This is a genomic window from Bradyrhizobium sp. CCBAU 11386 (genome assembly GCF_028128955.1).
Classification (GTDB): Bacteria; Pseudomonadota; Alphaproteobacteria; order Rhizobiales; family Xanthobacteraceae; genus Bradyrhizobium.
This window is the reverse complement of sequence record NZ_LBKA01000240.1, coordinates 67,648-90,155: the sequence shown is the minus strand read 5'-3', so window position 1 is coordinate 90,155 and position 22,508 is coordinate 67,648. Positions and strand designations below refer to the sequence as shown.

Below are 22,508 nucleotides of genomic sequence, written 5' to 3'. Positions count from 1 at the left end.
TTTTCCGGATCATGCTCTAGCGCTAACACCGGCAGCGGGGACCAGATGCCGATCAACATCGAATATCGCGGGCCCGCCGACCTTCCGGAGATCATTCCGGTATTTCCATTGCCGGGCGCGCTCTTGCTGCCGCGCGGCCAGATGCCGCTCAACATCTTCGAGCCGCGCTACCTCGCGATGGTCGATGATTCCTTCCGCGACGGCCATCGCCTGATCGGCATGATCCAGCCCGATGTGGCGCATTCGCCGAAGAATTCCGACAAGCCGGCGCTGTTCCGCGTCGGCTGCGTCGGCCGCATCACCCAGCTCGCCGAATCCGGCGACGGCCGCTACATCCTGGAGCTCACCGGCGTCTCGCGCTTCAAGATCGTCGAGGAACTCGAGGTGCTCACCGCCTACCGGCAGTGCAAGGTGGATTTCTTCACCTATGTCGACGACTTCACCGCGCGGATGGGCGAGGACGAGGTCGATCGCGAGGCGCTGCTGGCGGTGCTGGCGGACTTCTTGAAGGCCAACAATCTCAAGGTCGACTGGGAAGGCGTCGAGAGCGCGCCCAACGAGGCGCTGGTCAACGCACTGGCGATGATGTCGCCCTATGGCCCGGCGGAAAAGCAGGCCATGCTGGAGGCGCCTGACCTGAAGACCCGCGCCGAGATCCTGATCGCGGTGACCGAGATGGATCTCGCCAAGAAGCGCACCAGCGGCGACCCGCCGCTGCAGTGAGGGTCTCGAGCATGATCGGTTCTGATTGAATCAGAACCGAAGCTCTGGATTCCTGTTTTCACGCGCATCCTTCGCGCCAACCGGTATCCGCCTCGCCCGAAATGCTCCAAATGCCTACGCGGCGTACTCGGCTGCTTCGGCCTTTCGCTGCGCCAGTTGCGGGATCCTGGAGGCCGGCATTGGCCGGCTGAAGTAATAGCCCTGCGCCTCGACACAGCCCTCTTCGCGCAGAATGTCCAACTGCTCGGCGGTTTCGACGCCTTCGGCGGTTGTCGTCTTGCCAAGACTGACCGCGAACGCAACCACGGCACGGGCGATCCGGCGCGCCTCTTCCCTGTTGCTGGACAGCTCGCTAACGAAGCTGCGGTCGATCTTGACCTTGTCGAATGCAAATCTCTGCAGAAAACTCAGCGACGAATAGCCCGTGCCGAAATCGTCGAGGGCAATCCGCACGCCGAGCTCATGCAGCTGTCCGAGCGCTGCGAACACCGCTTCGCTGTCGTGCATGATGACGGTCTCGGTTACCTCGAGCTCGAGCCTTTGCGGCGCAATCCCAGAAGTTGCCAGGGCGCCGACAATGACGGAGACGAGCTCCTTGCTCCTGAACTGAGCGGGAGACAGGTTGATTGCGATGGTCAGATCGGAAGGCCACCTGGCCGCCTCGGCGCAGGCCGCTCTCAACACCCATTCCCCCAGCGGCAGGATCAAGCCGGTTTCCTCGGCGAGAGGAATGAATTCGGCAGGCGAGACCAGACCTCGCTCGGGGTGATGCCACCGCAACAACGCCTCGAAGCCGCAGGTTCGTCCGCTCTCCACACTCACGAGCGGCTGGTAGTGAAGCTCGAATTCGCAGCGCGCAAGCGCCTTCCGCATATCCCTTTCCAGGTTGCGACGGTCATGCATGAGCTGGTCCAGCTCGGGCTCGAAGAAACGGAATGCACCGCGTCCGCCGCTCTTGGCCGAGTAGAGGGCGAGATCTGCGCTCTTCATGATCACGTCGGAATCGTTGCCGTCGCGCGGCGCGATGGCGATGCCGATGCTGGTGCCCACCGTGACCCGGTGATCGCCGAGATCGAACGGTTCGCAAAGCGCCTTTCTGATGTTCTCGGCAAGGGCGGCGGCCTCCACGGCCGGGTTGGTCACGTAATCGATCACGGCGAACTCGTCGCCGCCCAGTCGGGCGATCAACGCGGTTTCCGTGGTGCATTCGCGCAAACGCGCAGCGACGGCGCGCAACAGGGAATCGCCCGCCGGATGTCCCAGCGTGTCGTTGACTTCCTTGAAGCGGTCGAGATCGAGCATGAGCACGGCCAGATCGAGGCCGCCATTGCGCGTAACTGCAATGGCATGCTCCATCCGCTCTCTGAGCAGCACGCGATTTGGCAAATCGGTCAACGCATCGTGTTGTGCCATGTGAGCGATCTTGGCCTCGGACCGGCGTTGCTCGGTGACGTCAAGATGCGTGGCCACCCACCCGCCGCCGACCATTGGCTGCCGCGTCACGCAGATCAACCGACCATCCGCGAACTCGTCGATTCTGCTCGAGACTGCATCGAACGGCAACGCGGCCAGTTTCGAGATGAATTGCTCGGCAGCGCCCTCGCTGGTGTCGCTCTTGAGAATACCGGTCACGACGCGATGCCTGATGATGTCGGCGTGCGGTGTCCCGGTCCTCAGCAGTTCCGGCGGCAGCCGATAGAGTCGAGCATAACGCTCGTTGCAGACGACAAGCCGCTTCTCGGCATCGAACATGCAAAGGCCCTCCACCATGTGGTCGATCGCGGTGTCCAGCCTCAGCTTCTGTTCTTGCAGTTCCTGCTGCGAGTCTTCGAGCTGCTGACGGGCGACCGAAAGCTGGCTGATGATCTCCTCGAACTTGGCGGTTCTGCTCGCCAGGCGACGATCGGCCAGCACACCGATCAGGCTCATCCCCAGCACAGATAGCGCCACACCGGCGATGGCGAGCGCGAGCACGGCCGGAGAAAGCGACAGGGCCCCCGTTGCACGCGTTGGATCCGGCGTGATCTGCACGGCGCCCATGGCCGTGAAATGGTGCGATACGATGGCGAGCGTCAGGAGGACTGCCGCGGCGAGGGTGCCGCGGTAGTTCCGGTACCTGATCGCGACAGCCAGGGCGGCATAGCCGAGACACATGCCCAGAATGATCGAGACGAGCACGAGGTCCAGCGACCAGGCGACGCGACCCGGGACTTCAAGTGCCCACATCCCGAGATAGTGCATGCTGGCAATGCCGCCGCCGATGATGACGCCGCCTGCCGCCGCGCGCCACCGGCCGCAGTCGCGGACCGCAACGCCGAAGCCCCCCGACGTCAGAAGCATTGCCGCAGCAAGCGAAAGCGCCGTCAGCACGATTCCGTAGCCGGTCGTAACGCCGGGCTCGTAGGCGAGCATCGCGACGAAATGCGTTGCCCAGATTCCGTAGCCGATGGCAGCACCGGCAATCGCGATCCAGATCAACCGTGTTCTCGCGCGCGCCGCGATCGCACGATGAAAGATGCTGACCGCAACAATGCTTGCAACGAAGCAGACCAGGCCAGCAAGCACGACGAGACGCCAATCGTGCTCGGCCGTAAGGCAGGAAAAAACGCGGAACATCCAATACCGCTCCCCTCGTCAATATCGCCGATGGTGGATGGGCTAAACGTTCTTCGCGTTAATTTTGTGCAACGCCTGATTGCATGCTTACCGGCACGTTAACGTTGCCAGCGCAATTTGAAGTTGCCGGACGTCTGCGCATGAGGATGGTGCGCCATCGGCTCCGCAGCCGACCGAGAGCGCGCAGTGATCGGCAACGAACGTCTAGAGGCGATTGCGAATCCGTTTGCGTCCCGTGAACATCGCGCGCACCAGATTCTCGCGCTGGAGAATCCCCATCAGCACGACGCCGAGCACATGCAGCACGACAAGGACGATGACCGCGTCCGATGAATAGCGGTGGGTGTCCTCGACCCACCACACGCCGAAGAAGGTGGCGGTGACCGACATCGCGCCGGTGATCGTCGAGACGGCGAGCGAGGCCAGCAGCGCCACCAGCATCAGGGTGCCGGCCGGATTGAGCCCGATATAGCGGCCGGTGATGCCGCGGCGCAGATTCAGGAGATAGTGCGGCGCGGCGCGAAGCCTGACGCCGACCATGCGGAAGCGCGAATAGCGGCTCCCCCAAAAACCCCAGACCAGGCGGAACGCCAGCAGCCCAAGCACCGTATAGCCGACGATGCGGTGAAGGCGGTCATAGACGGTGGGAGTGAACCACGCGACCAGAACACAGATCGCAAGGGTCCAGTGCCAGAGGCGCAGCGGGAGGTCCCAGACCGCGATCGTCCGCGGAGCGGTTCGATCCGCGGGGGTCCTGTCGGACGCCCCGCGCGCTTCTGGCACCGCTTCTTCGATCAAGCGTAGACCACCCTCAAGCCTTACTTTGCGCGGATCGCTTCGCGCAGGTTATTTCGCGCAAGTTATTTCGCGATCGTGTGCTTCAGGCTGAGATCTTCGGGGCTGTAGAACAGCTCGTAGAGCTTGCCTTCCTTGACGCCATAGACCTCATAGCACGAGCCTTCGATCTTGGAGCGCCGCACCTCGTAACCGAGCGCCTTGGCCTTGGCTTCGGCTTCGCTCGCCGGCTTCCACGACGCCTTGTCGAGCTTGGTGCAGTCCTTGAAACCGTCGGCCATGGCCGTCGATCCCGCGCCAATCCCGATCGTCAGTGCCATGGCAACAACACGAATGACCTTCACGAACCTCTCCTCCTCTGTCGTGGACGCTGCGCGGGAAGCCGCGGAGCGAGACCGAAGGAAGCAAAGGAGGAGGTGAAGTCAATCCGGTTCGGGCATGGATTGCTTTAGATAAGTTCTAACGTCGGCCAAAAGCTGAGTGCTCTCCGTGCGCAGCGCGCTTTTGGCGGGCCTCTGCGGCCTTACGTCTCACGGGCCGCAGGCGCGCCGCCGGCCAGGCCGGTCATCCCGGGCCGCGCTTGGCGCAGCGGGCTCGTTGCGTTGCAGCCAATCCGCCCAGGAGAGCCGTCCGCGAACACCGTGGCTGACGACGAAGCCCATGCCGCGCGCCTTCGCGTCCGAAAGGTTGATCGGCAGGATTTTTCGATGCAGCCCCCGGGCGTCCTGATACCGGCGGGCCAGCGAGACGAGCTCGAGATCTTCGGGACCGCCAATCTCTGCGCGCTCGCCACGCATCCCGTCGAAGGCGCAGGCCACGACGTGGTCGGCGACATCCGACGTATCGACGGGATTGAACAGGGTCGTCGGCACCGGCCACACCGGAAGCCAGGCGAGGCCCGAGAGCAGCCTGTCGAGCAGATAGTAGAACGGCATCGCGCGGACCACTGACCAGGACAGAGCCGACGCACGCACCAGCCGTTCGCCGGCAAGCTTGACCCGCGCGTAGGGCAAGGTTGCCTCATCGAGGCCGACGATCGAGACGTGGAGAAGGTGCCGCACCCCGGCCTCCCCGCAGGACGACAGCAGACGCCCGGTGCCCTCGACGTCCACGGCGGAGGGCGACGTGAAGAAGTCTGTCGGGCGAATGCCGCCGCGCCGCGCGATCGGCGAATAGGTCGCCGCGTTGACGACCGTGTCGACATCATACAGCGCTTCCCGCAATCCCGCGCCTGTAGCGAGATCGCCGGTCGCCCATTCGACGTCCGATCGCGCGCCCGGCGATCGCGCAAACACCCGGACGCAACGTCCGTCGCCAACGAGACGATCGACGATATCCCGGCCAAGATGGCCCGTGCCCCCGGTGACGAGTGTCAGGGCCATGCTTGAAGCTCCATCTGTAACGGCCCGCCGTTCGCCGTGGCGAGAAGGCGATCATTTTCGATTCTCAGTAGCCCGCAACCGCCATCGCGACGACCGCGCTGAGCGCCATCCAGCCGAAATGCCGGCCGCGCGTGGCCCAGGCATTGGCGAAGGCCGCGAAGCCGAACACGCAAGCCATGGTGACGACGATCCAGTGGCGCGCCGGCTCCGAGGCCATCCAGGGCGTTGCGAGCAGGAGCACGCCGCCGCCGATCCAGGCGACGGTCGAGGTCTGCCAGACCAGACGGATCAGGGTGCGTAGCCGCTCCGGCTCGATATGAGCCCGGGCGAATACTTTGGTCTCGCCGAGAACGCCGTGGATGGCGGCAACGACGATCGTGGCCAGTCCGGCGCATTGGAGCAGTAGATCGCGCATCGCGGGTCTCCATACAGTTATGTATGGAGAGGTAGGTGCTGGCCCGCCACCTGTCAATACACTAATGTATGGTCCGATTCCGGAACCCGACATGACCGAACAGCTCTCCGCCGACGACTGGACCAGCCAGGGCCTGAAGGCGCTCGCGAAAAGCGGTTTCACCGCGCTGAAGGCCGACCCGCTCGCGAAGGCCATGGGTGTCTCGCGCGGCAGCTTCTATTGGCATTTCGCCGATCTCGGCGCGTTCCATGCCGCCGTGCTGAAGCGCTGGCGCGAGATCGCGGCCGAGCAGATCATCGCCGATGTCGAAGCCGCCAGCGACGAGCCGCTGAAGGCGCTGCTGCGCAGGTCCTTCGGCGCGCGGCTCGATCTCGAACGCGCGGTCCGCAACTGGGCGGCATTCGATGCCGCCGCGCAAGCCGCGGTGGGCGCGATCGACCGCCGCAGGCTCGACTATATCGAGCAGCTCCTGGACAAGCGCGGGCTTGACCCGGCGACGGCGCAGGCGCGCGCGCAGATCCTCTATTGGACGTTTCTCGGCTTCGCCCTGTCGGGCCCGCCGGTGCCGGCGGCACGGCTCCAGGGCCTGCTCGACGAGCTGCTGCGGATGATCTCTGCCGAGTGACCCGTTCCAATGGAACGGGTCACTCGATTTTCATTTTGACGCGTTTTCTTGATGCTAACCGGTACCCACTTCGCTCAAAAACGCTTGAGCCGGCGCGATGGGCGGACGCGAATTTCTGTGCTAGAGGCAGCCAATCGCCGGAGCCCCCAATGAACGCGCCCACCGAACGCCCCGAAACCAGCGTCGATCCCAAATTGTTGGAGATTCTGGTCTGCCCGCTGACCAAGGGCCCGCTCGAGTTCGATTCCGCAAAGCAGGAGCTGATCTCGCGCAGCGCCAAGCTCGCTTATCCGATCCGCGACGGCATCCCGATCATGCTGCCGGAAGAGGCGCGCAAGATCGATTGATCAGGGATGGCGTCGCGTGGAATTGCGCGACGGCCCCGCCACAAACTCGGTGTCGTCCTGGCCTAGTGCGCAATTGCGCACGGGGGGCCGGGACCCATAACCACAGGGAGTGGTTGCGGCGCAAAGCTGGTAACTCCGAGTCTTCGCAAAACTATCGCTGCGGCGTATGGATCCCGGATCTGCGCGCGCTTTTAGGCGCGCTTGTCCGGGACGACGGAGGGAGTGAAGCGCCGGCGAGAACTACAACGCCTCGCCCTTCAACAACCTCGGCACCTCGCCCGTCAGCCCTGCGGCCTGGCGGATGAAGAGATTCTTCAGCGGCGGAGCGCGGTCGACGAGGCCGAGGCCGATGTCGCGCACGGTGCGCAGCAGCGTCGACTGGTTGGAGAACAGGAAGTTCAGCGAGTTGGTGGCAACGCCCATCGCCATGGTGTCGAAGCGGCGCCAGCGCTGGTAGCGCTCGAGCACATCGGCCGCGCCGAGATCCATGCCGAGCCGCGCCGCATCGACCACGACCTCGGCCAGCGCCGCGACATCCTTCAGCCCCATGTTGAGGCCCTGGCCCGCGATCGGGTGGATGACATGGGCGGCATCGCCGACCAGCGCGAGGCGCTCCGCGATGAAGGAGCGCGCCACGAAATAGGACAGCGGAAACGCGCGCGGCTTGTCGAGCGCCTTCACCTCGCCGAGATGCAGGCCGAAGCGCTGCTCGAGCTCGCCGTGAAAATCCTCGTCGCTGAGCGCAATGATGCGCGCGGCCTCGGCTCGGCGCTCGGTCCACACCAGCGAGGAGCGCTTTCCGGATAGCGGCAGGATCGCGAAGGGACCTGCGGGCAAGAAGTGCTCTTCGGCGCGTCCTTCGTGATCGCGCTCATGGCCGACGGTGGCGACGATGCCGGACTGGTCATACTCCCAGCCATGGGTGGCGATGCCGGCGCGCTCGCGCAGCTTCGACCTCGCACCATCGGCCGCGACCAGCAGGCTGGACGCGATCACGCTGCCGTCGCCAAGCGTCACGTCGATGCCGTCGGAACGCGCGTCGTAGGAGGCAACCGTGGTGGCGCGCAGATCGATGCCCTCGGCCTCGGCACGCACCACCAGCGCGTCGATCAGGCGGCGGTTTTCGACCATGTGCGCAAAGGGCTCGCCCGGCGCGACGTCGCCGGCGAAGTTCAGGAACACCGGACGCGTGGCGTCCTCCAGCTTGGAATCGGTGACGACCATGTCGAGGATCGGCTGCGCCTCGCCCCTGACGTCGTCCCAGGCGCCGATCGCCTCGAACAGGCGGCGGCAGGCGGCCACGATCGCGGTCGCACGTGGATCGCGGCTCGGACGCGTGCTGAGGGCCGGGTCGGCGACGATGACGGGAATCTCCGGCCCGAGCCCCTGACGCAGCGCGAGCGCCAGCGCCAGGCCCGCAAACGCGCCGCCGCCAATGACAATGCTACCCTGTACTGACATACCAAGCTTCCCGGCCAATTCCTGGTCTTGCTAGCAGACTTGAGGTGGGCGAAACAGTGCGGTGAAACAAGGGCGGAACGGCCCGCTTCCGTCATTCCGGGGCGCGCGGAAGCGCGAACCCGGAATCCAGAGGTTATCGCTCGGGATTCCGGGTTCATCGCTGGCGCGATGCTCCGGAATGACGAGGCATTTGAAAGCACCACCATGTCCAAGAGCCTGATCGACCTCATTTCGATCCTCGACCTCGAACAGCTCGAGGTGAACCTGTTCCGCGGCAACAGTCCGAAGACGAGCTGGCAGCGGGTGTTCGGCGGCCAGGTGATCGGGCAGGCGATGGTTGCGGCCTGCCGCACCGTCGACGGCCGGCTGCCGCATTCGCTGCATTGCTATTTCATCCTGCCGGGCGATCCGCAGATCCCGATCATCTACCAGGTCGAGCGCCTGCGCGACGGCAAGAGCTACTCGACCCGCCGCGTCACCGCGATCCAGCACGGCAACGCGATCTTCTCGATCATGGTGTCGTTCCATGCCGAGGAGGAGAGCGCGTTCGATCACCAGGACAAGATGCCGGATGTGCCGCCGCCGGAAAAGCTGACGGCGGAGGAAGTGGCGAAGCAGCCGCTGTTCAAGGAGATGCCGGAGTTCATCCGCCGCTACTATGAATCCGACCGTCCGATCGAGCTGCGCCCGGTCGAGCTCGGCCGCTATTTCGGCCAGAAGATCGAGGACGGTCGCATCCACGTCTGGATCAAGACCGCGGCGAAGCTGCCCGACGATCCGGCGCTGCACATGTGCGCGCTGGCCTACGCATCGGACTTCTCGTTGCTCGATGCGATCATGGCGCGCTACGGCCGCACGCTGTTCGACAAGCGCATGATGCCGGCGAGCCTTGACCACGCGATGTGGTTTCACCGCCCGTTCCGCGCCGACGAATGGCTGCTCTACGCCCAGGATTCGCCGAGCGCGCGAAGCGGCCGCGGGTTGACCCGCGGCTCGATCTTCAAGCCCGACGGTACGCTGGTCGCCTCCGTCGCGCAGGAAGGCTCCGTGCGCGAGCGGAAGTCCTAGACGTTCGCGCCTGCACCGCGCTCAACGAGCACGAATTGCATCATGCCCCAGGTAAAATACCAGCGCAGCAGCCACGGAATCGGAATGATGAAAAGACATCCGAGGCAAAACGCGACGGTGCGCCAAAGCAGCTGAAGACCCGTGGCGGTGAAGATCATCTCGCGGCGCGTCCCGCTGACGTGACGGCAAATCCACCGCGTCCACGCGGCCATGACCCAGGCCCAGCCGATGATCGTGAATACCGCGAGGAACGTTAGGATCTGCCAGCCGATGAAGCCCCAGACACTGCCGGTGAACGTCATCGGCATCGGCTGACCATTCGAGCTGATATTGGCGACGACCCAGCGAATGAGCACCCAGGACAAGATGGCCTGAATCAGTATCCCGAAAATCTGGAGGATGCTGTCGATGTAGCCTAGATAGCCCGCCAGTCCCATCGCGACGAAGACGTACCAGATGTCTCCGACCTGGCCGGTGAAGGCGAGGTTCGGCCGCTGCGGAACGTGCATGCGAGGGAAGAGCCAGCGATAATATCCTGTCCCGGTCCAGGGCGACGGGATCACCAGCAGACTGCCGATCATCAGCAAAATCCACCATCCCAGGAACGACCAGACCGGCAGGTCCACGGATAGCGGACCGCCGCCGTAGCCGTTCGGACTGCCATCGACCGGCAAGGACGACGGCGCTGCGGCGCCGGGGATGACACCCGGCACTTCGCCGGCCTTCTGCCAGCCCGCCATCCCTTCTGCCCAGACCAGCGTATCGGCTCGCACCGTTCCGCGGGCGATGAGATCGCGGAACTGCGCTTCGGAGAGCGGACCTTTTTGCTGGCCTTCAAATGCGTAGAACCAGATTCGGTCTGACATCTTCTGTTCGGAATCCGAATGCCGGCTTCTCTTACAAACCCGCCTGCGCGCCGCGCGGAGCGAGCTCGGTCTGCGACGCAAACCAGTTCATAATCCAGCGATACACCCACGGGATCGGGATGATGAGGCTGAACAGGATTGCGGCCACGATTCCCCGCCAGAGAATCTCAAGACCGCTGCCCCTGAAGACGATCTCGCGCCGCGTGCCTTCAATGCTGCGGCAGAACCAGCGCATCTGCGCCGCGGCGACCCAGGCCCAGCCGATGATGGTGATGATGGAAATCGCGAACAGCAGATTCCAGCCGATATAGGCCCAAACCGAACCGGAGAAGCTGAGACCGAGCGGCTGCCCGTTGGAAGCCAAGTTCGCAATCATCCATTTTATCAGCAGCCAGTAGAGCACGATCTGGACGATGAACAGCAGATTGCTCAGCAACTGGCTGCCGACGAAACCGAGCGCGATCGCCAGAACGATGAAGCCGAAAAACCAGGGCACCAGCGTCATCGCGCTACCGATGAAGCTGAGATTGGGCCGCCCGGGAACCTTGACGCAGGGTACGATCCATTTCGTGTACCAGACGAACAGCCACGGCACCGGAATGATGAAGCACGAGCCGATCACGAGCACGAGCGTGCGCCAGGTGAATTCGAGGATGCCGAAATCGACGGCGAGTGATCCGCCGCTGGCCGCGCCAACGTAACCACCAGCGCGCATCGGCGGGCCGCCGGCCGGCATCATCGGCGGTGCGCCGCCGCCGACCAGGCCGGGAATCTCGGCGGCCTTCTGCCAGCCGGCCATGCCCTCGGTCCACACCAGCGTATCCGGGCGCACGACGCCCTGGGCGATGAGGTCGCGGAATTGCCCGTCCGGAAAGGGCCCCTGCTGCTTGCCCTCGGATGCGTAGAACCAGCTCGCCATGAAGCGTCCCCCTCAAACATACTTTTGTACCGGCTGGGACGCTTCGGTTCACCGCATCCATGCCAAAAATGCATTGTGAAGGATGAACGGCTGCCCTGTACAGAGGCGGCCGTTCACAACGCCAAACGTTTTTCCGCTTCAATCTGCAACTTTTTTATGCCATTTGCCCGGAAAGATGCCAGATTGACGCTGCGCCGGGGACATACGGCGCGGCGCATCCCGGGGAATAGGCCTGACCATGAAACTCGTCGTCGCGATCATCAAACCCTTCAAGCTCGATGAGGTCCGCCAGGCCCTGACGGCAATCGGCGTCCACGGCATGACCGTGACCGAGGTGAAGGGTTATGGCCGCCAGAAGGGCCACACCGAGATCTATCGCGGCGCGGAATATGTCGTGAACTTCCTGCCGAAGCTGCGCATCGAGATCGCGGTCGCCTCCGACGTCGCCGACAAGGCGGTCGCCGTGATCACCGCGACCGCGCGCACCGGGCAGATCGGCGACGGCAAGATCTTCGTCACGCCGATCGACCACGCACTGCGCATCCGCACCGGCGAAACCGACAGCGACGCGCTCTAAAAAGACTTCTTCTTCGATCGCACCGGGCAACGACGCCACAGCGTGCGACGTCATCACTGTGCTGGGGGAAACGACATGGCGGGATTGTTGCGCCGCGCGGCTGCTATGGCCGCGCCGATCGGGTTTGCGTCGGTCATTGCGTCGCCGGCGCACGCTGCAGGCTCCGAGATCAACACCGCCGACACCGCCTGGATGATCGTCGCCACCGCGCTGGTGCTGATGATGACGATCCCCGGCCTTGCGCTGTTCTATTCCGGCATGGTGCGCAAGAAGAACGTGCTGGCGACGATGGCGCAGAGCCTTTCCGCGGTGACGCTGATCTCGATTCTCTGGGTCGCGTTCGGCTATTCGCTCTGCTTCGTCGGCGACGGCCCTTGGATCGGCACGCTCGATCGCTGGTTCCTGGCGGGCATGACGCTTGATAGCGTCAACCCGGCGGCGAAGACGATCCCGGAATCGCTGTTCATGCTGTACCAGATGACGTTTGCGATCATCACGGTGGCGCTGGTCGCGGGCTCGGTCGCCGACCGCATGCGGTTCTCCGCTTATCTGCTGTTCTCCGTCGCCTGGTTCATCTTCGTCTACATTCCACTGGCGCATTGGGTGTGGGGCGGCGGCTTCCTCGCCAGCATGGGCGTGCTGGATTTCGCCGGCGGCCTGGTCGTGCATCTGTCGGCCGGCACCGGCGGCCTCGTCGCGGCGAAGGTGATGGGACGCCGTCACGGCTACGGCACCGAAAATCTCTCGCCCTTCGACCTCTCGCTTGCCGTGATGGGCACCGGCCTGTTGTGGGTCGGCTGGTTCGGCTTCAACGGCGGCTCGGCGCTCGCGGCCAACTCGCGCGCGGTGCTGGCGATCATCGCGACGCATCTGGCCGCCTGCGCCGGCGCGCTGACCTGGGGCGCGATCGAATGGTCGACGCGGCGCAAGCCCTCGGTGCTCGGCATGATCTCCGGCGCGGTGGCAGGCCTCGGCACCATCACGCCGGCCTCCGGCTTCGTCGCGCCGTGGCATGGCATCGTCATCGGCATCATCGCCGGGGCGATTTGCTACTGGGCCTGCACCTGGCTGAAGCACCGCTTCGACTATGACGATTCGCTCGACGTGTTCGGCGTCCACGGCATCGGCGGGCTGACCGGCACCCTGCTCGCCGGGGTGTTCGCAACCAGCGCCATCGGCGGCACCTCCGGCCTGATCGAGGGCCATCCGCAGCAGCTTCTGATCCAGCTTTATGGGGTCGCCGTCACCTTCGTCTGGTCGGCGGGGGTCAGCTTCATCCTGCTCAAGCTGGTCGGCCTGTTCGTGCCATTGCGCGTATCCCGTGAGCACGAGCTCGAGGGACTGGATATTTCGCAGCACGGCGAGGCGTTGCAGTAGGCTGCGGGCGGCCGGTTCGAAGCACTGAGCAGCCTGAGGTCACTCGGGACTTGCGCAACACATAAGTGTGTGCTTATGTGTTGCCATGATCGAAGCCGACATCTTCAAGGCGCTGGCCGACCCGACGCGTCGAAAGGTCTTTGAGAGGCTCGCTGGCGGAAGCCTGAATGCGAGCGCCTTGCGCGACGGGTTGGAGATCAGTCAACCGGCGATGTCGCAGCATCTCGCGGTGCTGCGCGCGGCAGGCCTGGTGCGTGAACAGCGGCAGGGCCGCTTTGTGAACTACGAAGTCGACCCGGACGGAATCGTCGCCATCGGGGCATGGCTTGCGCGCTACCGCGCCTACTGGCCGAAGCGCATGGAAGCACTCGCCGATCTCCTGAAGGACATGGATCAATAAGGACTTGGATCAATAAGGATTTGGACCAATAAGGACCTGGATCAATGAGCGACGCAGTGAAGCCTGATCCCGCCGACGCAGCCCTGGTGCTCGAATATGATCTCGATGCCCCGCCGGCAAAGGTCTGGCGCGCCGTGACCATTCCAGCCCTGCGCGAGCGCTGGCTGCCGAATTCCGACCTTGCGGGCGCCGAGCCGGAATCATCGGTCGCGGGCGAAGAGGTGCGGTACCGGCTTCGCGATTCCGAACCGCCGTTTCGTGAGAGCCACGTCATCTTCCGGATCGAACCGAACGAGGTCGGTGGCACCCGCTTTCGCATCATTCAGCAAGCCTGCGACGATCGATCAAAGCTGCCACAGGCGGCCAACACCAATTGCTGCCTGATGCGCGCGGCCTGACGGCAAAAAAAGACTTCATCAACATCTGCAAAAGTGGAGGTCGCCGATGCGCGACATGCTTCAACTCGTCCCTATGGTCGTCGAACAATCCACCCGCGGCGAGCGATCCTTCGACATCTATTCGCGGCTCTTGCGCGAGCGCATCATCTTCCTCAACGGCGAGGTCAATGATGCGATGTCCGGACTGGTCTGCGCGCAACTCCTGTTCCTGGAGGCGGAGAATCCGAACAAGCCGATCAATCTCTACATCAATTCCTATGGCGGCGTGATCACCAGTGGACTGGCGATGTACGACACCATGCAGTTCATCAAGGCGCCGGTCCATACGCTGTGCATGGGCACCGCACGCTCCATGGGCTCGTTCCTGCTGATGGCCGGCGAACCCGGTCACCGCGCCGCCCTGCCCAATGCCAGCCTTCACGTGCATCAGCCACTCGGCGGCTTTCAAGGCCAGGCGTCCGACATCCTGATCCATGCCACCGAGATGCAGGACACCAAGCGGCGCATCATCCGGCTCTATGCGCAACATTGCAGGCGTCCGGTGGAGGAGGTGGAACGGACCCTGGACCGCGACCACTTCATGACCGCGCAGCAGGGGGTCGAGTGGGGATTGATCGACAGGGTTTTTGCGGAGCGCGACGCCGCCTGATGGTCCGACGCGGTCCTGAGCCGGATACCCCATCCGGTAAGCCTCGCCTGCTCATGCCGGTCGGTCGGTTGCGCGTATCCCGTGAGCACGAGCTCGAGGGACTGGATATTTCGCAGCACGGCGAAGCCCTTCAGCGAGCTCCCCCCTAATAAAATACCTTTTTGCTGCCCGACACATGAGCAACATTGTGTCGGTAGCCTGTCGTGCATCTATTTTGAGCAGCGGTGACCAGCTTTTGAGCGCGACGTAATAGCGCACTGCACCGCAACACCCGTAAAACGCGAAAACCCCCGCTTTCATAATCCGTTAGGCAACACGCCCGTTCTGGCACGGCATTTGATTCTAGGGGTCTGGCTGTGCCCGCGTAGTGAAACTTCTCCCTCGTGGCGAACCAGTCGAGAAACGCCCGGCCACGTCCGGACCGGGCCCAAGCGGGGATAGGACCCATGAAAATTGTTATGGCGATTATCAAGCCATTCAAGCTGGAAGAAGTCCGTGACGCCCTGACCGCCATCGGCGTTCACGGTCTCACGGTGACGGAAGTCAAGGGATATGGTCGCCAGAAGGGCCATACGGAAATCTATCGCGGCGCTGAATATGCCGTGAGTTTCCTGCCCAAGATCAAGATCGAGGTCGCTGTCGCCTCCGACCAGGTCGACAAGACCATCGACGCCATCACGTCCGCTGCGAAAACGGGACAGATCGGCGACGGCAAGATCTTCGTCATCAACCTCGACCATGCGGTTCGTATCCGCACCGGCGAGGCCGATGCCGCGGCCCTCTGATTTCGCGCTCAACCTAATCCAATCAGGAGTAAATAATATGACGTTCAAGCGTCCCTATGGCGCGGGATTGGCGGCTCTCGCAGTCGGCCTGTTCGCTGCGACCGCAGCCTATGCCGAGCCAACGGTCAACAAGGGAGACAACGCCTGGATGCTGACATCGACAGTCCTCGTGCTGTTGATGACGATCCCGGGTCTTGCGCTGTTCTACGGCGGTCTCGTCCGTTCCAAGAACATGCTCTCGGTCCTGATGCAGGTCTTCTACACCGTCTGCGTCGTCACCGTAATCTGGGCCGTGTACGGCTACAGCCTCGCCTTCACCGGCGGTTCCGACTTCATCGGCGGCTTCTCCAAGGCCTTCATGATGGGCGTCACCACCGACTCGAAGGCCGCGACCTTCTCGGTCGACGCCAACATCTCGGAGCTCATCTACATGTGCTTCCAGATGACCTTCGCGGCGATCACGCCCGCCCTCATCGTCGGCGCCTTCGCCGAACGCATGAAGTTCTCGGCGATCGCTCTCTTCATCCCGCTCTGGGTCACGCTGATCTACTTCCCGATCGCGCACATGGTCTGGTACTGGCCCGGCCCGGACATGATCCAGGATGCGGCCAAGGCTCTGGCTGCGGCGACTGATGCGGCGGCAAAGACCGCGGCGCAGGCCAAGCTCGACGAGATCAACGCCGACGCCGGCTGGATCTTCAAGAAGGGCGCGATCGACTTCGCGGGCGGCACCGTGGTGCACATCAACGCCGGCATCGCAGGTCTCGTCGGCGCTCTCTTGATCGGCAAGCGCACCGGCTACGGCAAGGAGCTGATGGCTCCGCACTCGCTGACCCTGTCGATGATCGGCGCCTCGCTGCTCTGGGTCGGCTGGTTCGGCTTCAACGCCGGCTCCAACCTCGAAGCCAACGGCGGCGCTGCCCTCGCCATGACCAACTCCTTCGTCGCCACCGCGGCCGCCGCGCTGTCGTGGATGTTCGCGGAGTGGATCGTGAAGGGTCACCCGTCGGTGCTCGGCGTCATCTCCGGCGCTGTCGCGGGTCTCGTGGCCGTCACGCCTGCCGCCGGCTTCTCCGGCGTCATGGGTGCGATCGTCCTCGGTCTCGTGGTCGGCGTGGTCTGCCTGTTCTTCTGCACCGTCGTGAAGAACGCGATCGGCTACGATGACTCCCTCGACGTGTTCGGCGTGCACTGCATCGGCGGCATCGTCGGTGCTCTCGGTACCGGCATCCTGGTGAACCCCGCCCTCGGCGGCGCCGGCATCATCGACTACACCGCGATCCCGCCGAAGGTTGCCGATTACGACTTCGCGGCGCAGATGATCTCCCAGCTCTGGGGCGTCTGCACCACGCTGGTGTGGTCGGGCATCGGTTCGGCGATCCTCTACAAGGTCGTCGATGTGATCGTTGGCCTCCGCGCCAATGTCGAGAGCGAGCGTGAAGGCCTCGACATCACCGAGCACACCGAGCGCGCCTACAACATGTAACCTCTCCTCCCGGGCGCGGTCTCCTCGGAGAGCGCGTCCACAACTACGGTTTGGGCACATACCCGGCAATGCCCCGACCGTTGAGGGGCTCCAGCGCAAGTTGGAGCCCCTTTCTTTTTGCGCCGCGCGGCAAAGAAAAGGATTGCCATTCCAGATTGCCGGCGCAGAAATATCGACCACAACGAACAACAAACCGGGAGGTCGTCATGCGTTTGGAAGGTGGATGCTATTGCGGCGAGGTGCGCTACGTGGCCGAGGGCGACCCGATGATGCAGGCGCAGTGTCATTGCCGCGAGTGCCAGTACATCTCGGGCGGCGCGCCCAACACCTTCATCGCGATGCCGGTGGCCGGCTTCAGCTACATCATCGGGCAGCCCAAGCAGTTCACCCGCAAGGACCTCGAGCGCGCCGTGACGCGCGAGTTCTGCGCCGAATGCGGCACCCATCTGGTGACCAAGGTTCCGGGCCTTCCCGCCGCGATCTTGAAGGTCGGCACGCTGGACGAGCCGGAGCAATTCCATCCGCAGATGGCGATCTACACCTGCGACAAGCAGGAGTTCCACGCGATCCCCGCCGGCATGGCGACGTTCGAGAAACTGCCGGGACGCTGAGCACGCCTATTTCGCGGGCCGGGCTTGTCCCGGCCATCCACGGCCTTTCCTGCTGCACCCAAGAACGTGGATGCCCGGGACAGGCCCGGGCATGACATCGCCGAAACATCCACGTCCCCGACAAGGGCATCATGAAGCCCCGATTGTGAACGAGACGCGAGGGTCTCGAGCGCGCCACGCATCCCGTTGTTATCCGGCCCCAATATTCCCGCTCTGGACGGGGGCGGCGGCCGATGGTTAATCGCGTCTTAACCTCGCCCTATCTATGGTGAACTGAACCGCTTCCCGCCGGCGCTTTCGTGCGACCGGCTGTTCCAAGAGTGCTGGCGTCCAGAATGGCTATGACCGCTTCATCCCGTGCGCCGCTGGAAGGTGGAAGTTCCGACAACGAACGCTCGCCCTTCGTCCGGTTGAACGAGCTGCTGGCCCCGCATCAACCCGGCAAGCCGTTGATTACGCTTGCGGTCGGGGAGCCCCAGCATCCCGTGCCTGATTTCGTCGGCCCGGTGCTGGCCAAGCACATCGCCGATTTCGGCCGTTACCCAATGAACCAGGGTACCGAGCCGTTCCGGAAGGCCGCGAGCGCCTGGCTGTCGTCGCGCTTCAAGCTGCCGCGACCGCTCGACCCCGCGCGCGAGATTCTCGTCCTCAATGGCAGCCGCGAGGGGCTGTTCCTCGCCGCGATCACGGCCGCGCGCTATGTCGGCCCGCGCCCCGGCAAGCCCGCCATCCTGATGCCGAACCCGTTCTATCCGGTCTATGGCGCCGGCGCCCGCGCAGCGGCTTGCGAGCCGGTCTATCTGCCGACCACCGTCGAGAACGGCTTCCTGCCCGATCTCGACGCCATCGACGAGGCGACGCTGGCGCGCACGGTTGCGTTCTACCTCGCCTCGCCAGCCAATCCGCAGGGCTCGGTCGCCAAGCCCGACTATTTCAAGCGGTTGAAGCAGCTCGCCGACCGCTACGGCTTCGTGATCCTCAGCGACGAGTGCTATTCGGAGATCTACACCCGCGAGGCGCCGGGCAGCGCGCTCGAATGCGCCGGCCCCGACTTCACCCGCGTGGTTGCGTTCCAGTCGCTGTCGAAGCGCTCCAATTTGCCGGGCCTGCGCGTCGGCTTCGCCGCCGGTGACAAGAAGTTCATCGGCATGTTCCTCGAGCTGCGCAACATCGCAGCGCCGCAGGTGCCCGTGCCGCTCCAGCATGTCGCGACCGTCGCCTATGGCGACGAAGCGCATGTCGAGGAGAACCGCAGGCTCTACCGGATCAAGTTCGACCTCGCCGACCAGATCATCGGCAATCGTTACGGCTATCGCCGGCCCGACGGCGGCTTCTGCGTCTGGCTCAACACGTCCGGGCTCGGCGACGACGTGTCCATCACGCTCAGGCTCTTCAAGGAAGCCGGCGTGCGCGTGGTGCCCGGCAGCTATCTGGCGCGGCTCCAGCCCGACGGCTTCAATCCCGGCGCAGGCTACATTCGCCTCGCGCTGGTGCAGGATGGCGAGACCACGGCACAGGCGCTGCACCGCCTGGTCGAGACTCTGGGTTAGGCGGGGCCCGTGAGCATGTCGGCAATCGAACGTGTCATTCCACTGGTCGGTCATCTGCCGCCCTCGATCCGCGAGGGGCTGGCGCGGCGTATGCGCGAGCTCGCCGGCCTCGGCCTGATCGCGTTGTCGGGGCTCGCCTCGGCCGCGCTCATGACCTGGTCGGTGCAGGATCCAAGCCTCAGCCACGCGACCTCGCGGCCGATCCGCAACATCCTCGGCTATGCCGGCGCGATCGGCGCGGACCTTGCGATGCAGATCCTCGGCCTCGGCGCGATCATGCTGGTCCTGACGGTCGCGGTCTGGGGCTGGCGCATGATGACCCATCGCCCGTTCGACCGCGAGGCGCTGCGGCTCGGCTCCTGGATTCTCTGCACCGTGATCGCCGCGGGCTTCGTCAGTTGCTGGCCGCACGGCGGCGCATGGCCGCTGCCGACCGGACTCGGCGGCGTGGTCGGCGATGCCCTGGTGCGCGCGCCCGCGGTGATTTTCGGGCCGGCCGGCACGATCTATCGCACGGTGCTGGGTGTGATCCTGTTCGCGGCGATGGCCACCACTTTCCTGATCGCCTGCGGTCTTGGCGCGCGCGAGCATGACGACGAGCTCAACGAGATCGAGGATGACGACAAGCCGCTCGATGAAGACGAGGAAAGCGATCGCGGCTCGGTGTCGCTGGGCTGGCTGTTCCATGCATTGATGAGCACCAAGGCACGCCTGATCTGGCTACTCGGCGCCGCTTATCGGTCGCTGGTCTCGAGCGGACCGAAGACCAAGGCCGTTGCGTTCAGCCGCCAGGAGCCGAATCTCGGCGGCGGCCGCGCCGCGCCCCCGATCTCGCCGCGGTCCGAAGACGAGGACTACGCGGACGAGCACGAGGAAGAGGAAGACGAGGAGGAAGAGGAGGAGCCTGCCGCGCGCGCCCCGCGCAAGAAGGCTGCTCCGAAGGCTGCGAAGAAATCCTCCGACAAGTTCGAGCTTCCGTCCGTGTCCGTGCTGGCTGCGCCCAAGGCCGGTGATCGCCAGCCGCTCAGCAAGGCCGAGCTGGAAGCCAATTCGCGCGCGCTCGAAGGCGTGCTGCAAGACTTCGGCGTGCGCGGCGAGATCGTGAAGGCCAATCCGGGTCCCGTCGTCACGCTGTACGAACTGGAGCCGGCGCCCGGCATCAAATCGTCGCGCGTGATCGGACTTGCTGACGACATCGCCCGCTCGATGAGCGCGCTGTCGGCGCGCGTCGCTGTCGTGCCCGGCCGCAATGCCATCGGCATCGAATTGCCGAACGCCCATCGCGAAAAGGTCTATCTGCGCGAGCTGCTGGTCGCCAAGGAAACCGTCGACACGGTCGCCAAGCTGCCGCTCTGCCTCGGCAAGACCATCGGCGGCGACCCCGTCATCATCGACCTCGCGCGCACGCCGCACATGCTGATCGCCGGCACCACCGGCTCGGGCAAATCGGTCGCCATCAACACCATGATCCTCAGCCTGGTCTACCGGCTGCGTCCGGACCAGTGCCGCCTGATCATGGTCGATCCGAAGATGCTCGAACTCTCCGTCTATGACGGCATTCCCCATCTGCTCACGCCGGTCGTGACCGACCCGAAGAAGGCCGTGGTCGCGCTGAAATGGGCCGTGCGCGAGATGGAGGAGCGCTACAAGAACATGGCCAAGCTCGGTGTGCGCAACATCGACGGCTACAACACGCGCCTGCTCGAGTTGAAAGCCAAGGGCGAGGAGCCGACGCGCACGGTGCACACCGGCTTCGACAAGGAGACCGGCAAGGCGATCTACGAGGAAGAGAAGCTCTCGCTCGACCCGCTGCCCTACATCGTCATCATCGTCGACGAAATGGCCGACCTGATGATGGTCGCCGGCAAGGACATCGAAGGCGCGGTGCAGCGCCTCGCGCAGATGGCGCGCGCGGCCGGCCTGCACGTGATCCTGGCGACGCAGCGTCCGTCCGTCGACGTCATCACCGGCACCATCAAGGCGAACTTCCCGACCCGCATCGCCTTCCAGGTCACCTCGAAGATCGACAGCCGCACCATTCTGGGCGAGATGGGCGCCGAGCAGCTGCTCGGCCAGGGCGACATGCTCTACATGGCGGGCGGCGGCCGCATCAGCCGCGTGCACGGGCCGTTTGCGTCGGACGACGAAGTCGAGAAGGTGGTGCGTCACCTCAAGACGCAGGGCCAGCCGGAATATCTCGAGGCTGTCACGGCCGAAGAGCCGACCGAGGACGAGGATGGCGCGGTGTTCGACGCCACCGGCATGGGCGCCGATGGCGGCGGCGACCTGTTCGCGCAGGCGGTTGCAATCGTCAAACGCGACCGCAAGGCCTCGACCAGCTACATCCAGCGCCGCCTGCAAATCGGCTATAACCGCGCCGCATCGCTGATGGAGCGCATGGAACTGGAAGGCATTGTCGGTCCCGCCAACCACGCCGGCAAGCGCGAGATCCTGGTCGAGGAAGAAGACAGCCATATGTGAGGCGAGCCGCCTCAAAACAGTATTTCACGCAAAATCGATATCTGCTTTTGCCCGAAATCACGCTAAAAGGCGCCTAGCCATACAGGACGACGCGTTGATCAGACATCCGGACATTCGATTCGCTGCCACCATCGCCGCGCGAAGCGCGCGTGTGGCCGGCGTGCTTCTCGTCACCGCCGCGATGGTGACCGCGGCGTCGTCCGCGCAGACCGTGCCCGTGCCGAAGCCAGCGCCGAAGGGCCGCGATAACGGTCCGGCCGCCGGCGGGCCTGCGGTCACCGGCGCGACCCAGACGCCGCCGAATCCGATCATCCCGGATCCGCGCCGCAACGTGCCGAGCAGCATCTTCCAGACCTTCGACGCCAACCAGAAGGCGCAGGCGGCCAAGGTCAGCGCCTATCTGTCCTCGCTGTCGACGCTGGTCGGGAATTTCGTCCAGGTCGGCCCCGACGGCAGCAAGACGCAAGGCGATTTCTACATCCAGAAGCCGGGCAAGGTGCGCTTCGAATATGACGCGCCGAGCCCGATCGACATCGTCGCCGACGGATCGTCGCTGGTGGTTCGCGACCGCAAGCTCGCCACCCAGGATGTCTACCCGCTGTCGCAGACGCCGCTGCGCTTCCTGCTGTCCGATCGCATCGACCTGATGAAGGACACCAATGTTGTCAACGTCTCGGCCGACGACGTCTTCGTCAGCGTCACCATCGAGGAGAAGCAGGCGCTGGTCGGCACCAGCCGCCTCTTGCTGATGTTCGGCGCCAAGGACGGCCAGCTGAAGCAGTGGACCGTCACCGACCCGCAGGGCTACGACACCACGATCGCGATCTACAATCTCGACGCAACCAAGAAGCTCGATCCCAGCATGTTCAAGATCGACTTCACCAATTACGGTCCATCGCCGGGCTGACGGTGCGTAGGGTGGGCAAAGCGGAGCGTGCCCACCATGCGCATCCCGAGCTCGAAAAGACGGTGGGCAC

General features: G+C 64.3%; 23 protein-coding genes. 15 read left to right on the top strand and 8 right to left on the bottom strand.

Annotated elements, in window-relative coordinates; genetic code table 11:
* The first annotated feature begins 45 nt into the window (after positions 1-45).
* Positions 46-723 carry an LON peptidase substrate-binding domain-containing protein gene (locus tag XI09_RS26610; RefSeq protein ID WP_271569476.1) on the top strand — a complete coding sequence of 226 codons (678 nt, stop codon included), beginning with the start codon at positions 46-48 and terminating at the stop codon, positions 721-723.
* Between the two features lie 114 nt (positions 724-837).
* Here XI09_RS26610 and XI09_RS26605 read toward each other — a convergent pair whose 3' ends face one another.
* The 5 genes from XI09_RS26605 to XI09_RS26585 form a co-directional block, all read right to left on the bottom strand.
* Positions 838-3,339, bottom strand: a complete 2,502-nt coding sequence (locus XI09_RS26605; RefSeq protein ID WP_271569475.1) for a bifunctional diguanylate cyclase/phosphodiesterase — start codon at positions 3,337-3,339, stop codon at positions 838-840.
* A gap of 204 nt (positions 3,340-3,543) precedes the next feature.
* The gene (locus tag XI09_RS26600) at positions 3,544-4,137 is read right to left on the bottom strand and encodes a cytochrome b/b6 domain-containing protein (protein ID WP_271569474.1); all 594 of its coding nucleotides are present in this window, start codon (positions 4,135-4,137) and stop codon (positions 3,544-3,546) included.
* A 62-nt stretch (positions 4,138-4,199) separates the two neighbouring features.
* Positions 4,200-4,478 carry a PepSY domain-containing protein gene (locus tag XI09_RS26595; protein ID WP_092189293.1) on the bottom strand — a complete coding sequence of 93 codons (279 nt, stop codon included), beginning with the start codon at positions 4,476-4,478 and terminating at the stop codon, positions 4,200-4,202.
* Between the two features lie 186 nt (positions 4,479-4,664).
* Positions 4,665-5,516: an SDR family oxidoreductase gene (locus XI09_RS26590; protein WP_271569473.1), complete on the bottom strand. Its 852-nt coding sequence runs from the start codon at positions 5,514-5,516 to the stop codon at positions 4,665-4,667.
* A gap of 64 nt (positions 5,517-5,580) precedes the next feature.
* Positions 5,581-5,931 carry a hypothetical protein gene (locus XI09_RS26585; RefSeq protein WP_271569472.1) on the bottom strand — a complete coding sequence of 117 codons (351 nt, stop codon included), beginning with the start codon at positions 5,929-5,931 and terminating at the stop codon, positions 5,581-5,583.
* Positions 5,932-6,022: 91 nt separating this feature from the next.
* Here XI09_RS26585 and XI09_RS26580 point away from each other — a divergent pair, with 91 nt between their 5' ends.
* Together XI09_RS26580 and XI09_RS26575 are read left to right on the top strand one after the other, a co-directional pair.
* Positions 6,023-6,556, top strand: a complete 534-nt coding sequence (locus tag XI09_RS26580; RefSeq protein ID WP_271569471.1) for a TetR/AcrR family transcriptional regulator — start codon at positions 6,023-6,025, stop codon at positions 6,554-6,556.
* A gap of 149 nt (positions 6,557-6,705) precedes the next feature.
* Positions 6,706-6,903, top strand: coding sequence for a Trm112 family protein (locus tag XI09_RS26575; RefSeq protein ID WP_011083431.1), 198 nt, complete (start codon positions 6,706-6,708; stop codon positions 6,901-6,903).
* A 240-nt stretch (positions 6,904-7,143) separates the two neighbouring features.
* Here the strand turns inward: XI09_RS26575 and XI09_RS26570 are convergent, their stop codons facing one another.
* The gene (locus tag XI09_RS26570; RefSeq protein ID WP_271569470.1) at positions 7,144-8,364 is read right to left on the bottom strand and encodes a ubiquinone biosynthesis hydroxylase; all 1,221 of its coding nucleotides are present in this window, start codon (positions 8,362-8,364) and stop codon (positions 7,144-7,146) included.
* A gap of 204 nt (positions 8,365-8,568) precedes the next feature.
* Between XI09_RS26570 and tesB the strand changes: the two genes are divergently transcribed.
* The gene (gene tesB / locus XI09_RS26565) at positions 8,569-9,432 is read left to right on the top strand and encodes an acyl-CoA thioesterase II (RefSeq protein ID WP_271569469.1); all 864 of its coding nucleotides are present in this window, start codon (positions 8,569-8,571) and stop codon (positions 9,430-9,432) included.
* On the opposite strand, the gene XI09_RS26560 is transcribed toward tesB, so the two are convergent.
* Positions 9,429-10,298, bottom strand: a complete 870-nt coding sequence (locus XI09_RS26560; RefSeq protein ID WP_271569493.1) for a DUF4339 domain-containing protein — start codon at positions 10,296-10,298, stop codon at positions 9,429-9,431. The genes tesB and XI09_RS26560 overlap by 4 nt on opposite strands.
* Before the next feature lie 31 nt (positions 10,299-10,329).
* Positions 10,330-11,217, bottom strand: a complete 888-nt coding sequence (locus XI09_RS26555; RefSeq protein ID WP_271569468.1) for a DUF4339 domain-containing protein — start codon at positions 11,215-11,217, stop codon at positions 10,330-10,332.
* Between the two features lie 238 nt (positions 11,218-11,455).
* Between XI09_RS26555 and XI09_RS26550 the strand changes: the two genes are divergently transcribed.
* The 11 genes from XI09_RS26550 (at position 11,456) to XI09_RS26500 (ending at position 22,438) form a co-directional block, all read left to right on the top strand.
* On the top strand, positions 11,456-11,794 hold the full coding sequence (locus tag XI09_RS26550; RefSeq protein WP_008142802.1) for a P-II family nitrogen regulator: 339 nt from the start codon (positions 11,456-11,458) through the stop codon (positions 11,792-11,794).
* A gap of 75 nt (positions 11,795-11,869) precedes the next feature.
* The gene (locus XI09_RS26545) at positions 11,870-13,171 is read left to right on the top strand and encodes an ammonium transporter (RefSeq protein ID WP_271569467.1); all 1,302 of its coding nucleotides are present in this window, start codon (positions 11,870-11,872) and stop codon (positions 13,169-13,171) included.
* An 85-nt stretch (positions 13,172-13,256) separates the two neighbouring features.
* Positions 13,257-13,571 carry an ArsR/SmtB family transcription factor gene (locus tag XI09_RS26540; RefSeq protein WP_271569466.1) on the top strand — a complete coding sequence of 105 codons (315 nt, stop codon included), beginning with the start codon at positions 13,257-13,259 and terminating at the stop codon, positions 13,569-13,571.
* A gap of 44 nt (positions 13,572-13,615) precedes the next feature.
* Entirely contained in the window at positions 13,616-13,969 is a 354-nt protein-coding gene (locus XI09_RS26535; RefSeq protein WP_271569465.1) for an SRPBCC family protein, read from the top strand.
* Positions 13,970-14,015: 46 nt separating this feature from the next.
* A complete protein-coding gene (locus tag XI09_RS26530) occupies positions 14,016-14,618 on the top strand; it encodes an ATP-dependent Clp protease proteolytic subunit (protein ID WP_135178622.1) in 603 nt (200 codons plus the stop codon).
* Positions 14,619-15,064: 446 nt separating this feature from the next.
* Positions 15,065-15,403 (top strand): P-II family nitrogen regulator, encoded by a 339-nt coding sequence (locus tag XI09_RS26525; RefSeq protein ID WP_008142813.1) that lies wholly within the window; start codon positions 15,065-15,067, stop codon positions 15,401-15,403.
* Between the two features lie 37 nt (positions 15,404-15,440).
* A complete protein-coding gene (locus tag XI09_RS26520; protein WP_271569464.1) occupies positions 15,441-16,889 on the top strand; it encodes an ammonium transporter in 1,449 nt (482 codons plus the stop codon).
* Positions 16,890-17,095: 206 nt separating this feature from the next.
* Positions 17,096-17,500: a GFA family protein gene (locus tag XI09_RS26515; RefSeq protein WP_271569463.1), complete on the top strand. Its 405-nt coding sequence runs from the start codon at positions 17,096-17,098 to the stop codon at positions 17,498-17,500.
* A 335-nt stretch (positions 17,501-17,835) separates the two neighbouring features.
* Positions 17,836-19,050, top strand: a complete 1,215-nt coding sequence (locus tag XI09_RS26510; protein WP_271569462.1) for an aminotransferase class I/II-fold pyridoxal phosphate-dependent enzyme — start codon at positions 17,836-17,838, stop codon at positions 19,048-19,050.
* A 9-nt stretch (positions 19,051-19,059) separates the two neighbouring features.
* On the top strand, positions 19,060-21,531 hold the full coding sequence (locus XI09_RS26505) for a DNA translocase FtsK (RefSeq protein ID WP_271569461.1): 2,472 nt from the start codon (positions 19,060-19,062) through the stop codon (positions 21,529-21,531).
* Positions 21,532-21,682: 151 nt separating this feature from the next.
* Positions 21,683-22,438: an outer membrane lipoprotein carrier protein LolA gene (locus tag XI09_RS26500; RefSeq protein WP_271569492.1), complete on the top strand. Its 756-nt coding sequence runs from the start codon at positions 21,683-21,685 to the stop codon at positions 22,436-22,438.
* The last annotated feature ends 70 nt before the right edge of the window (positions 22,439-22,508 follow it).